The organism is Niastella soli, assembly GCF_017742245.1.
Classification (GTDB): Bacteria; Bacteroidota; Bacteroidia; order Chitinophagales; family Chitinophagaceae; genus Niastella; species Niastella soli.
Map to the genome: position 1 here is coordinate 1,080,346 of NZ_JAGHKO010000004.1, position 13,219 is coordinate 1,093,564.

Annotated in this window: 14 protein-coding genes; 6 read left to right on the top strand and 8 right to left on the bottom strand. The window is 43.1% G+C overall.

The annotated features are described in order from the left end of the window. Nucleotides 1-16 precede the first annotated feature (16 nt). Both J7I42_RS19255 and J7I42_RS19260 read right to left on the bottom strand, forming a co-directional pair. The gene (locus tag J7I42_RS19255) at nt 17-2,002 is read right to left on the bottom strand and encodes a T9SS type A sorting domain-containing protein (RefSeq protein ID WP_209140477.1); all 1,986 of its coding nucleotides are present in this window, start codon (nt 2,000-2,002) and stop codon (nt 17-19) included. A 269-nt stretch (nt 2,003-2,271) separates the two neighbouring features. Next, nucleotides 2,272-2,796: a hypothetical protein gene (locus J7I42_RS19260; protein ID WP_209140478.1), complete on the bottom strand. Its 525-nt coding sequence runs from the start codon at nt 2,794-2,796 to the stop codon at nt 2,272-2,274. A 355-nt stretch (nt 2,797-3,151) separates the two neighbouring features. Here J7I42_RS19260 and J7I42_RS19265 point away from each other — a divergent pair, with 355 nt between their 5' ends. The 3 genes from J7I42_RS19265 to J7I42_RS19275 all read left to right on the top strand — a co-directional run bounded on the left by J7I42_RS19265 (nt 3,152) and on the right by J7I42_RS19275 (nt 4,596). Continuing rightward, nucleotides 3,152-3,643, top strand: a complete 492-nt coding sequence (locus J7I42_RS19265) for a hypothetical protein (RefSeq protein ID WP_209140479.1) — start codon at nt 3,152-3,154, stop codon at nt 3,641-3,643. Between the two features lie 57 nt (nt 3,644-3,700). Further along, nucleotides 3,701-4,078 (top strand): VOC family protein, encoded by a 378-nt coding sequence (locus J7I42_RS19270; protein WP_209140480.1) that lies wholly within the window; start codon nt 3,701-3,703, stop codon nt 4,076-4,078. A gap of 92 nt (nt 4,079-4,170) precedes the next feature. After that, the gene (locus J7I42_RS19275; protein ID WP_209140481.1) at nt 4,171-4,596 is read left to right on the top strand and encodes a hypothetical protein; all 426 of its coding nucleotides are present in this window, start codon (nt 4,171-4,173) and stop codon (nt 4,594-4,596) included. Between the two features lie 254 nt (nt 4,597-4,850). On the opposite strand, the gene J7I42_RS19280 is transcribed toward J7I42_RS19275, so the two are convergent. Continuing rightward, nucleotides 4,851-5,273, bottom strand: coding sequence for a hypothetical protein (locus J7I42_RS19280; RefSeq protein WP_209140482.1), 423 nt, complete (start codon nt 5,271-5,273; stop codon nt 4,851-4,853). Between the two features lie 151 nt (nt 5,274-5,424). Here J7I42_RS19280 and J7I42_RS19285 point away from each other — a divergent pair, with 151 nt between their 5' ends. Then, nucleotides 5,425-6,453 (top strand): DUF434 domain-containing protein, encoded by a 1,029-nt coding sequence (locus J7I42_RS19285; protein ID WP_209140483.1) that lies wholly within the window; start codon nt 5,425-5,427, stop codon nt 6,451-6,453. A gap of 20 nt (nt 6,454-6,473) precedes the next feature. On the opposite strand, the gene J7I42_RS19290 is transcribed toward J7I42_RS19285, so the two are convergent. From J7I42_RS19290 to J7I42_RS19305, 4 genes are all read right to left on the bottom strand, one after another. After that, entirely contained in the window at nt 6,474-6,839 is a 366-nt protein-coding gene (locus J7I42_RS19290) for a hypothetical protein (RefSeq protein WP_209140484.1), read from the bottom strand. A gap of 16 nt (nt 6,840-6,855) precedes the next feature. Then, the gene (locus tag J7I42_RS19295) at nt 6,856-7,530 is read right to left on the bottom strand and encodes a DUF2306 domain-containing protein (protein ID WP_209140485.1); all 675 of its coding nucleotides are present in this window, start codon (nt 7,528-7,530) and stop codon (nt 6,856-6,858) included. Nucleotides 7,531-7,855: 325 nt separating this feature from the next. Then, a complete protein-coding gene (locus J7I42_RS19300) occupies nt 7,856-9,565 on the bottom strand; it encodes a pectinesterase family protein (protein WP_209140486.1) in 1,710 nt (569 codons plus the stop codon). A 237-nt stretch (nt 9,566-9,802) separates the two neighbouring features. Next, on the bottom strand, nt 9,803-10,468 hold the full coding sequence (locus tag J7I42_RS19305; protein WP_209140487.1) for a hypothetical protein: 666 nt from the start codon (nt 10,466-10,468) through the stop codon (nt 9,803-9,805). Nucleotides 10,469-10,727: 259 nt separating this feature from the next. On the opposite strand from J7I42_RS19305, the gene J7I42_RS19310 reads away from it, so the two are divergent. Together J7I42_RS19310 and J7I42_RS19315 are read left to right on the top strand one after the other, a co-directional pair. After that, nucleotides 10,728-11,219, top strand: coding sequence for a cupin domain-containing protein (locus J7I42_RS19310; protein WP_209140488.1), 492 nt, complete (start codon nt 10,728-10,730; stop codon nt 11,217-11,219). Nucleotides 11,220-11,245: 26 nt separating this feature from the next. Then, complete coding sequence (locus tag J7I42_RS19315) at nt 11,246-11,965, top strand: type 1 glutamine amidotransferase domain-containing protein (RefSeq protein ID WP_209140489.1); 720 nt, start codon at nt 11,246-11,248, stop codon at nt 11,963-11,965. A 170-nt stretch (nt 11,966-12,135) separates the two neighbouring features. Here J7I42_RS19315 and dinB read toward each other — a convergent pair whose 3' ends face one another. Next, the gene (dinB, locus tag J7I42_RS19320) at nt 12,136-13,209 is read right to left on the bottom strand and encodes a DNA polymerase IV (protein ID WP_209140490.1); all 1,074 of its coding nucleotides are present in this window, start codon (nt 13,207-13,209) and stop codon (nt 12,136-12,138) included. Between the last annotated feature and the right edge of the window lie 10 nt (nt 13,210-13,219).

Genomic DNA, 13,219 nt, shown 5'->3' on the forward strand with positions numbered 1-13,219 from the left:
AATTATAATATTAGTGTTAAAGGATCAACAGGGTACGGGAATCAACCCCGCCTTTGGTAACTACCATTATCGTATAGGTGCCGGCAGTAACGAGGTGACCAGGGAAACGATATTCAGTATTGTTCTTACCAGTCATCTCCTGTACCTTATTGCCTTTCACATCATAGATGCCCACCTTTACATTGGTTGATCTTGGGAATGACATACTAACGGTAAAATTGCCATCTATAGAGGGAGAGGGATACACAGCAATATGCTGTAACGCTTTACCTGTTACATTTACGGTGTCGCTGAACACACAACCGGCCTTGCTGGTTGCCTTTACTACATAAGTACCAGGTTGCTTCACTGTTACCTGGGGCGTTATAGCATTGAAACCATTCTCACAGGTCCATTGATAGCTGGTAGCATCGCCGGGTGTAATATGTTTCGCCGCATCCAGCAGTAACTCTCCACCGGTTGGCAAAACCTGGGTTGGTTCCAACCCGATCAGCAACCGCTGTGCAGCAGGCGCCGGCATTACAAGCGTACGCAGGCTCTGGTGCCCTTTATTGTCTTTGAGCACTACCCGGTAATTACCTACACTCAGTTTGCTAACATCAACTGATGTGGTATTAAAGAACTTACCAGTTGAAACCACCTCACCTTGCGCATTGGTAACGGTATATACATAAGGGCTTTGACCACCTATGGCTTGTAACCTGGCACTGCCTGCCTGGGCAGCAACACAGGAAGGCGTATCGACCACGTTCAATTTCAGCAACAGGTCTTTGGCTACCGCCAAACCAAACAGATCCTTGCCCGACTGGTCGGCATCCCACTTCACATTGCGATACCTAACCTGACCATTGGCGTCAATACTATCAGGGAAATAATAATCAAGACTATCTACCGGAAAACCGGCATAAGCACCGCGGTTCACCACCAACCAATATTTACTGTTTCCAAGCAATTGCTGGTTCAGTTGTACGGTTGTATTAAAACTATTGGTTGCAGTGCCGCTTGCATTCATCAACCATTGCCGGTTCAGCATTTGCAACTGACCATCGGCAGTAGCCGATTTACCAAATGATTTATTGTTATCACCCCATACCAGGTAATTGCCATTGGCAAGGGTATCGGTATTAGCTGCATTAGTTGCTATGAATTGACCATTGCTGATAGCGAGCAAGCCATCCGGATCAATAGCACTGATCGATTGCTTTTGATGAAGGGAAAAGAAGTCTTCCCGGCCAAGTCCCGTCAGGCGATAGGCGAAGTCTTTATTTTTATCGGCATTCCACAACACCGATTCACCCGCACTCACATAATTTCCCCGGGTAAGCGGAAGACCATATTTGATCGCTAAATAAGTTTCGTATTGTATTTGCGTGAGCACATCGAGGCTTCGGTCGAACACCAACAGTTCGGCAATGGTACCCTTAAAAGGCCTGGTATTGTTTTGAGTGGAACCGAACAACAGGTATGCATTCTCACTTAATAACGTGGTGGATGGCCAGTTTTGAATAACGGTGCTCAACAGGGCATAGCCACCATTCACACCAATGTTATCCACACTGCTATCCGGGCCCATCACCCGCCGGGTAGTCATCATCATTTTATGCGCCATGGCGTTGCCTGCGCCCCATACACCGGTTTCAACGGTGTCTGCCGGCTGAAATACAACTATCACAGTTACCGCAGCCATGCTATCTACATTGCAGGGAATACTTAAAGAATCATTAAAGCCATTAAAACTAAAAGCGGGATTGTAATTGAGTGAGCTGTTCACACGCACGGGTTGTCCAAAGACCGATGCGTCGTGGCCCTGACCGGTAGCATCTTTCCAAAAGCCATTCAGAGCGCCGGTACTATCGGCCCGCAGCCATACAACCGGGTAGTCTGCCGGACTGAGGTTTTGGCCATATGAGCATACGCTCGCCAATAAAAATAAAGTAAAGAACAAAGGTTTGCAATATCGGTGCAGACACGCCGATATTACTGCCAGGTCTTCGCTGGTCATCAGGGTACGATTTAGGTTAATATTCAGGGGTATGATTAACAGCCGCGAATGTATGGCGTGAAAATTACATATGCAAGTCAGTTAACAAAAATTACTCATATGGTGCTGGAAGAAAGCGCATAAACCTTTCAGTTTATGAGCGTTAGAACCTTACCCTTTTTACATTTTTTTAGTCACTTAACCTTAATATAAAACCGAAAGGAGAAGAACACAGTTATAGATGCTGACGTTAACCATCAGTTTCTGCATCCTCATTTCATCAACTAACCTTACTTTTTTCTGCTGAAAAAACTTTGTCGTCTTCCATTATCACCAACACCCAGAAGAAATATGTTCCCGCTTTCATTCCATTGATTATCTATAATTAAATTTCCCTCAGGCGTGCATGCCAATCTTACCCTATTAATATTATGCTTACCAAAAATGATTGGAAATACAGGCGGGATCTCTATCTTATCATTACGTAAATATACCTGGTAATAACCCTTTTTCCCGAAGGAGCCTTTAAACTTTTCACTTTTAACCGTTCCTAAGCTGTCCATAAAGGTTAGTTCAAGCCTACCAGACGTATCAAACAGTATCGATACACTGTCCGCTTTCTCATTGTAGCGTTCAAATAAGCCTAGCAACGTGGGCGATCCATACCTACGTCCATTCACATCATAGGCATTGTTATCAAACGTGCCGGTGAATTCCTTATTAAAATATACAATCTTTGATTTCCTTACATTCAGGCCTGTACTGCATGAGCAAAGAAATAAAGCGGTCAGCATTATTATTAAAAGCATTCTCATATTGCATCTAATTAATTCGCCAGGCAGACACAACAAGCGTATCATACCGGTTTTGCTTGTTATACAATTCAGGGGAGAACTTTTTCATGAAAAGCGTATCCTCTTTTATTATTTACCGAATGCGCTCCTGTTATTAGAAACGCTAATGTATGGTTGAAAAGAAATATATTCAAATCGATCCGGCCCAACGGGATTAAACATTTCCATTTTTCACCATTTTTTAGTATTCTCACATCCGGAAGCGCACTATATGCGCTGCCAACCTGGCTTCAGTTGTTGCACGACTGTGACCAAGGGCCAAGTTGGACATTCATAATTATGCTGATAAAAAAATTAACCCTTTTGAATAAACCGTATGAAGCTCATAACAATCACAACATTAATCCTTTTCAGTTTACAGGCCACTGCACAAAACAAGCCTTTATCCCTTACAACCAGTCAACTTTCTGTTAAACAAATAGACAGCCTGGCGGCCTCTATCGATACAACAAACGGACTGCGCACGGCTATCACGGATGGCTACCAAACACCAAAAGGAAAAAGAAAACCCAAAACCTCCTTTTCCGATACCTATTATGCAAAGCCAGCAACGCTTCAACTATGTAAGGTTGAGCATGGCGAATCATTGCTTATAGAATACTTTTATTTCTACAATGACAGCCTGGTACTTGTATCAACAAGCACGTGGACAAAAGACGGCCAGGTGGTACAAAGCGGGCGTTATTACTTTAGCAATGGCGTTTTGTTCAGCAAAAAGGAAGAAGGCAGTCCGCTAAGTAAACCAGAAGCGTTTCTGCAACACGCCGCCCTGTATCTGAAGGATGTAAAAACTATGTTCATTAATTAGGAACTGAATTTTGTAAATTTATTCTCCTGTTAGTTTTATCATCCTTCAATACATTATATGAATACAATTGGGTATTTCGAAATTCAATCTTCCGATCCAGCCCGGGAGATCAGGTTTTACGAAACCGTATTTTCCTGGAAGTTTATAAAAGAAGAATATGTACCTATTGAATATTACCGGATTGAGACAAACGGCATAAATGGCGGCCTGCTGAAACGCCCGGCAGCCATACCACCCACCGCCTGTGGAACCAACGCATACGTTTGTTCTGTTATGGTTGAAAACTTTGATAAAACAGCGGAATCGATCCTGAAAAACGGTGGTATTGTCGCCCTGCCCAAATTTGCAATACCGGGCAGATGCTGGCAGGGTTACTTTATAGATCAGGATAACAATACATTTGGCATTTTTGAAGTGGATGCTAACGCCCAATAAACACAACAACTGGTGGCACTTACCCTTGTTTATACCTTATTGATCTATTCTAAATTTTTCTTTATCATTACAGAATAAATGATACCCGACCTATGAAACTATTATTATTGCTGCTTCTCGCCCTTACAGGAATTTCACAGACCACCAGGGCTGATACCATTGACTATTGGCATGTTTATTACAACAAGATAAAAATCAAAGAGTGTAACGACTATAATATCCGGGATATAATTATCAAAACCGACAAGGTTAAAAGTGGAGATGTAATAACTGTATATTATTTCCGGGATACCCCCGGCTCAGAGGCAATTACAAATCTGAGTATTGAGGATGGAAAACATCATGTTGTATTCGCCAGTAAGGGGAAAGGTACAGGGAATCCAATTTCCTTTTCACTAAAAGATCTGCTGGCATATAAGCAAAAGAGCGGAGGTAATGATTTTGAAATATTTTACTTTTACAACGCAATTGGGAATATAGCTGATCCGAAATTACTCTTCCGGATAAAATTTAAGTAAAGCGAGGGTAGCCGCTTATTTTTTTGCCACAAAATAAAACAAGGCCAGCCAGATAAGGCCTTTTATCAAAAAGAAAAGAAATCCCCAAAAGCCAAGCCTTTTCAACCAGGTAATCAAACGTTGTTTCCTGGAAATAGTTTTATTTTCTGGAGCTGGACTGGCCATGGTGGTCTGGTTTCTACCCTAAAGTTATGAGTTATTCACTAAAAACAATTCCCATGACCATCCTGCTTATTATCCCTTAGCAATAGCTGCTATTCTGATAATAGTATACTCCGTACCGCATTATGTATCTTTTTTGAAAACTCATCTTCTTCAATTATATCAGGAATAACCAGCAGATAGTAATTTACATGGTTTAAAACCAGGTTGATATCATGAGGATCAAAGTTAGAATCACCTTCAAATTCAAAAAGAGTGGCAATTCCTATTAATTTTGTGTTTTTTTTGGCCTCAATACCAAAACATCCTTCTCCATTGAGTGCTGTATTATATCCTTTCTCATCATGATATTGAAGCATTTGTTCATCCTTATAAAAGAAGATGTTTTCCCATTCATGAAAAGTATGAATGTTAAATTTATACCCTATACTTTCTGCAAATTTCTTCAATTCTTCAAAAACAACTGGCAATTCTCTATTTGAATAAAAGCCATACATCTCCCCTGTTAGTTCCATAATTTTTTATTATTCTGCTTATAAAACAGCCATCTACATAACAAATTTCATTCCTATCACCCTAAAGCATACGTTTTTTTATTTTCATATACAGATTGCTACAAATTTGGCATTAAGACAATCATTAATAAGACTTGCTTAATTTTGCAGCATGGCAACCCGAAGCACTTTAGAGAACAACCAAGCTGACAATTTACTGTTCGGTGAACCCGAAGCGCAGGAGCGATTACAATACGCCCTGGAGGATATGTATTACCTGCTTAGCAGGGATTACCCCCTCAAGGCTTCCCTGACGCTTGCAGGCAACAGGTATCAGCTGGTAAAACGCCAGCAACAGGCCTTGCAGGGAATGTCCTGTTCTGCCAACGAGCTCAGCCTACGGAAAAACAAAGAAGTATCACCCACCAAATTAAAAGGGCAAACCATTTTACTTGATGGATTTAATGTATTGATCATACTGGAAACAGCTTTGTCGGGCGGATTTGTATTTGAAGGATTGGACGGCTGTTACCGGGATATTTCCTCCGTTCACGGTTCTTACCGGACCGTACAAACTACTGAAGACGCATTGATCATTATAGGAAAGACCTTACAACAACTGCAACTTCAAAAAGTGATCTGGGTGTTTGATGCACCCGTTTCAAACAGCGGTAAACTTAAGGGTACCTGTTATGAAATAGCCGAAAAACATCATTTCCCCTGGGAAATACTTCTTGAAAACGCCCCCGATAAATACCTGATAGAAAACAGCGGATTAATATGCAGTTCCGATGCCTGGGTGCTCGACGAATGCAAAACCTGGTTTAACCTGGGGGCGTATCTCATAAAAGGGTTACCGGAAACAAAGATCCTTTCCTTTAATAAGCGGCTAAAACAAGAAACGCTCAACAAAAACAAACGGATAATTGATCTGGTGGAGCATCTCCAAAACAAATACGGAGCTACCAATATCGTCATTAACGATCATTGGGAAGGCGATCTGGAAGCAATTGGGCTGACAGACAAAACCGGGAAATATTTAGTTTATATCTCCACATTCAATCTTGACTACTATCATTACTTTTTGTCTTTGGAAAACCCACCTGCAGACAACGAATCACCCTATTCACCTGCCGGTGATTATGATTATATTACTTTAGAAGAACTGGAAAGTATAGTGGCCCGGCATTTAAAGCTCTGATAGGCCACTTGCCACATTTATTATAACGCCTTTTTTATTGGTGTGGGTGCGGGTTCCTCTACAGGGAGCTCCATATCTTCAATGGCTGCTTCTTTCGGTATTGCCCGGCTAAACGCCTTCGTGCTGATCCTTTTATAGGTTTCTTTTACCACCTTCTTTTGGGCAGGCTTTTTTGTTTCCACTACCATTTCCTTTTTAACTGTCGGCTCAGTAACAATGGGGGCTGGTGAGGTAACCACTTCAGGAGTGGGTTGTTGTACTACCGCTTTTTCTTCTCTGTATAAAGATCTAAACGCTGCACTTTGTTCCCTTTTCTTATAATCAACAAACCCATAAATGCCTGCGCCAACCATTAGTGTGGCGCCGAGGAGTAATAGCGATTTCATATTATGATGTTTAGGTTTACAATGCAAAGGACCGCAGGTATTTCCGGCACTTCCGGAAAATGATGAGCTCAGCAAAAAGCATATTACCGATCACACTGATCCATAACGACAACTCGTAGTTTTCCAAATGCCCCCAATTGAGCAGAAAGAACACGATATGATAAATGCGAAATGTGACAGCCGTCATAGCCATTGCATAGCTTCGGATCATCCAGATCTTGTGCGCCAGTACATTCTTCTTAAGAATGGTACTAAGTCCATAATAGGTAGTCATAAACCAGCATACCGCCATGAACATAAACAGCACTCTTTCCCAAAAACTTCCTTTGGCAAAGAACGACAGGTAAAAACCGGTAGGTGCGCCAAGGAATAACACCACAAACACATACAACCGGCCCGACCAGCGATGGATGGCTTTTGATCTCTTTAAAATATATCTGGAGAACTGAATGACGGCAGTAGTAATACAAACTACACCGGCAAAAATGTGAATATAGAAGCAGGCGTTGTACAAATGGCTTTGGAACAGCAGGCTTCTTTCCTGAATAAAACCAAACCCTTTATTGAAAGAGAAATACGGCAACGTATTATACACTAACAAAAGGCTGAAAAATGTGACCGGTAGCCAGAACAACATCCGGAAAAAATAGCTTACCGCCTTCCGTAAAGTGGTTATCCGGGTATTTGCCATACAGTTAGGTTTTACTCAGTTGACAATAAGATGAAATGTCCGGAAAACTCCATAAAGAGAAACTGTTAGAAGTTTGTTAAGGCAGCGATGGGAAATCGAAGTAGGAAGTAAGAGATATGAAGTAGGAAGCAGAAAGTTGACGAGTTGGCCAGTTAACAAGTTGACGAGTTAATACAAAAAAGGCGAGTCTCTAATTTGAGAGCTCGCCTTTTAACATCAACTGTTCAAACTTATCTCTTATTTTTCACCTCATATTTCGTACTTCTTACCTCTTACTTCTTACTTCCTACTTCTTACTTTCTACTCCTTAAACTTGTATCTGCACCTACTTTTTCAAGAATTTTTTAGTAATTATCCGCTGCCCATTGTACAACCGGACGATATAAGTACCGGGCACAAAATTACCCACCGGGACCTTACTGATATTTCCTTTAAGTGTTGATGCCAGTACCTGCCGGCCCAGGTTGTCAAAGATCAGCAGGCGGACATCTTTATTTAACACCTCCCCTATCGCGATCGTGATCTCCTGATCGGCCGGAGATGGGAATAATTGGACCCGATCATCTACCGGCTCTGTGGATGTACCTGTGGCATCTAAACGAGCGCCACTTGCTGTAAATACAAAATGATTCAGGTTAAAAAGATAGTCGCTGGAAGAGCCTGAAAACGACAGGTACAGATCGTGCACACCGGTAACACCACTGGCCGTACCGGTAACTGTGGTCCAGGTTTGCCAGCCACCCGTATTGGCAACATTACAAGCACCTATCTGGGTGCCCCCGGCAGCATCGAGGCGAAACTTGATCGTTCCCCCGGTTGCATTGGAAGCAACCCGGACAGAGAAACCACTTACACCCGTGCCAAAATTCACACTGCCAAAACGGATCCAGTCACCATTGTTGATATACGCTACATCTGAACCGCCTTCACTACAGGTTTCCGTTTGTACACCCGACATGCTGCTATAGCTTTCTGCCTGGATAGTGGAGAAAGCACTGACCGTACTCCCACCGGTTGCTTTAATAGTGGTCAATGGGTTCCAGTTATCGGTCACCTGCGGATTGGCGTTATTAGCTTTCAAAACATTCAGCATGGTGTAAGCGGATGCCTGCGAAGCCGTTAAGATGTGCACCCAGGAAGGTCTTGAAGCAGGCACATAACCACTTCCTGAATTACTGTATTCGCTGAAGCGGGCAGTTGCCTGGTTAGCGGAATTACCCCAGTCGTTCCAGCCAGCCGCTTTTATAGCTGCCGACATACTGGTATTCCTGAAGGTAACGGACGCATAGCCACCCCAGGGGCGTCCCAGATCGGTAATGGCAGTTCCTGCACCCGTAATGCGGCAATTATTGAATACATATCCGTATGCGATATTCTGGGCCGTATTCGCAGCAGTAAGTGATGTACCGCCTTTGGAATAAATGTCGCAATTCTCGAACCAACCAATGGCGCCACCAAAAACAAAATCGGTGGTCCCTTCAAAGTAACAACCTTCATGATAGGCCCTGCCGCTGTGCGCATAGTAGGTGTCCTGATTACCGAGGAACCGGCAATTCTTAAAGATCGCTTTATCGGCCGTACAACGAACTGCTACAGCCTGCCCCACAGGACCCGCCGAGTTCGCAAATGCTATATTTAACGCATAAAAACCCGCCCCATTAATAAAAGTACTGGCCGAATTGGAGGTACCATAGGCCTGGCCTGTTGCCGGGTTGATCTTACTGGCGTAATTGTCGTACGTTAACACCGTACCGGTATTGCTCTGACCAATAAAAGTCAGATTGGTCTTGTTTGTTGGAATGGTAAGCACTTCATAATACGATCCGTTCTTAATATAGATCACAGTACGGGTAGTACTGTTTGAAGGGGCTGCATTGATCGCAGCCTGAACCGTGCTGTAATTACCCGAGCCATCCTTGGCCACCACGATATCGTACTGGGCGTATACAGGCGCCAAAGAGATCAATAATAAATACATTAAAAAAAACAGCCCGTTCTTCTCCAGCAGGGAGAACATTAGTAGAATCTTTTTCATATGCAAGTTGTTTAATGGTGAGAAAAAAGTAGCCGTAATCGTTTTAAACGGCTGATCCAAAGCTATTCAATCAATTGCGGGTGCGAGTTCGTTAATTGGTCAATTAGGTTTAAAAATTAGCATTTCCAATTACCTATCTCTAACATATAATCGCATTTTACAGTGCATATTCGCAAGGGTATCTGCATAAAAAAAGGCGTCAACAGGTGACGCCTTATATAGAACATTTGAGCTCAATTATATTACCGATGCACGTTGCAACGTAGACCAGGTGGCATTCCCCTGCGCAATGAACAATTCAGCCAGTTTAGCCCGGCCCTCAGCGCCATTATTGATCACGTATTCCAGCTCGGGAAGCGTTAACAATTTTACATTCACCATTTTAACCGGTTCCAACGATAATTGTACGTCGCCAGGAATGGCAGGATCGGGCAATCCAATAAAGGCACCTACCCTTCCATCGGCATTTCTGAATTCAGGCACATCAACATCATAGAATTCAGTAGTGATGTATTTGAGGTCATTGATGAGATTGATAGCATTCCCCTGATCCGCGAGCACCTGTGCAGCCTGGTATACCAGTTGAAATTGCCACGTGGTGTTAACCGGAACGGTGAGTTTTTCTGTTGCAATGTATACTTCCAGTCCAAAGCCATTATAGGGAGCATTGGCTGTATTGGTTTCCATATCGTCATAAGGATCGCTCAATCCATCGCTTGCCAGAATGGTACGCTCAGGCGTATTGATGGTCACAAACGCCTGACGAAGCGAAGGCCATGCCGGGCCACCCATAAAAGCAGGATTGATAATATGCGAGATCACATAGGGGTCTACTTCGCCGATCGCTTTCCAATGGCTGTCTCTTAGTTCGCAGCTTTTATCGAAATGTTCCTGATAGGTCATAGTGATAAGTTTGGGCAATAGTTGTTAAAGAAGAGGAAAACGCATGGCGTAAACTTTAATTATCCATGACCAAAAAAAATAATAACAATTTAATACCTTTCGTAAAGCACCTTATTGGAATTCCCTAAATTTGTTCTCCCTACCGATTCCGTATTAACTTTATCTCCAGTTCCTACTTTATTTAATTACTTCCGCTCCCTTTTGAGATGTATGGATCCGATGCCTTCCTATTTCCTAACTAACAGTCTTATTATCTGTTATGAAACCTGGCAAATTAAAAGGCATTTTAATCATTAACTATCTTTTTATTATAATAGGTACACTCCCTGTTTCGGCACAGAGCTTACCTAATAAGTCATTTGGCGCAATTCATCCGGAGAATATTAAATGGATGCCCTTTCCTGCATTTGGACAAGCGGCGCAATTGGCAGTGATTGTAGGCAATCCAACATTGCCTGCACCCTATGTGGTAAGAGTAAAGGTTGGGGCAGACATGAAACTCCCGCCTCATCTGCATCCAGAAGACAGGATCTATACTGTTATCTCCGGAGTATTCTATATTGGATTGGGAAAAACATTCGATTCTACAAAACTGGTTGCCTATCCTCCGGGAAGTGTGATCGTACTCCCGGGTAACACACCGCATTTTCATTGGGCCAAATCGGGAGAATATATTACACAGGTATATGGAATGGGCCCGTTGGGCATTACTTATATAGACCCCGCAAACGACCCACGGAATAACAAATAGATCTTTCACCATTTAAAAAATAGAAAATGGAACTTAACAAAGTACTATTTGTGGTTACGAGCCACGACAGAATGGGTAACACTGACAGAAAAACAGGCATCTGGATCGAAGAATTTGCAGCGCCGTATTATTATTTCCTCGACAACGGCAAAGAGATCACCATTGCTTCACCCAAAGGCGGTCAAACGCCAATCGATCCTAAAAGTAATGAACCGGAAAACAGAACAGAAGCCACCATTCGTTATTTCAATGATCCGGAAACACAAAAGCGCCTCAGCAATACCAAAAAGATAAGTGAGGTCAATGAAAAAGATTTTGACACGGTGTTTTATCCTGGTGGACATGGACCTATGTGGGACCTGCCAGACAATGAAGATTCTATCAAATTGCTTGAAAGTTTTAACCGCGCCGGTAAGGTAATGACCCTGATGTGTCACTCTCCGGTAGCGTTGATAAATGTCAAGGATACCAATGGGGAATTGCTGATAAAGGGAAAACGGATCACCGCTTTTACCAATGGTGAAGAAACTGCGGTGCAGTTAGATAAGATTGTCCCCTTCCTGCTGGAAGATAAGTTGCGCAGTAAAGGCGCCAACTATATGAAAGGGGAAGACTGGAGCCCATTTGTAACCCGTGATGGCAGGTTGATCACCGGACAGAACCCGGCCTCCTCCGTACTGGCAGCTGAAACAGTGATGGAAGTATTTAAAAGAATGCAGGAAAGCATGCTGGCCGAGGCCATGTAATTTCCGCTGTAGTTCCATTAATGAAATAGCCGTCACTGCTGAAATACACTTTACCAATACCCGATGCCTGCATTTGCGGATCAACCCACAACATGCCCAGGTAAAGGGTATTTTCTTTTTTCATACGAAACCTGCAACCTTCAACCTGAAACCTGGAACCGGTAACATAATTAAAACAACCTCAACTGCCTGTTTGCCGGAGGCTCGCTTTCATCAACGATATTGGACACTCCAATACCCAGCAGTCTGATCTTTGCATCCTGAATATCGGTCTTTAACAACAGCTGCAGCGCAGTGTCGGCAATGGTTTCGTGATCAGATATAGCAGCAGGAAGGGTTTGACTGCGAGTAAGTGTTTTAAAATCGCTGTACCTTATTTTGAGTGTAATGGTTCTTCCTTTGAACTCATATTCCTGTAGGCGGTCGGCAACAATGGCAGCCAACCGGTCTAAGTGTTCTTTCATCTCAGCCGGATTGCTGAGGTCGTTTAAGAAAGTATCTTCCGCACTGATCGATTTTGTTTCCCGGTTAGGCTCAACCGGCCGGTCATCGACACCGCGTACAATTTTAAAATAGAAACTCCCCTGTTTGCCAAACAACCGGATCAATTCCACTTCAGAAAGTTTTTTAAGATCGGCGCCTGTGAACAGGTTCAGCGTATTCATTTTTTCTGCCGTCACCTTTCCTACTCCATAAAACTTGTTCACCGGCAAACTTTCCATAAACGATTCCACCTTGTCGGGCGGAATAAAAGTAAGCCCATCGGGTTTGTTCATATCGGAAGCGATCTTGGCTACGAACTTATTGATGGATACCCCGGCAGATGCCGTCAATTGCAACTCCTCCCGAATGGCTGTTTTTATCTGCCTCGCAATACCTATGGCGGAGCCGATCTGTTGTTTATCTTCTGTTACATCGAGATACGCTTCATCAAGCGATAAAGGCTCGATAAGATCGGTATAGCGATAAAATATTTCCCTTACATGGTCGGAAACGGATTTATACACATCAAACCGTGGTGCAATGAATATCAGTTCCGGACAGATCTGAATAGCCCGTTTGGATGGCATGGCAGACCGCACGCCGAAGGTACGCGCTTCGTAACTGGCAGTAGCCACTACACCACGATTTTCAGGCAAACCACCTACAGCAATAGGTTTCCCCTTTAACTCCGGGTTATCACGTTGTTCAACTGAAGCATAGAAGGCATCCATATCTATATGAATGATCTTTCTTTGGGACATAGCTATTGCA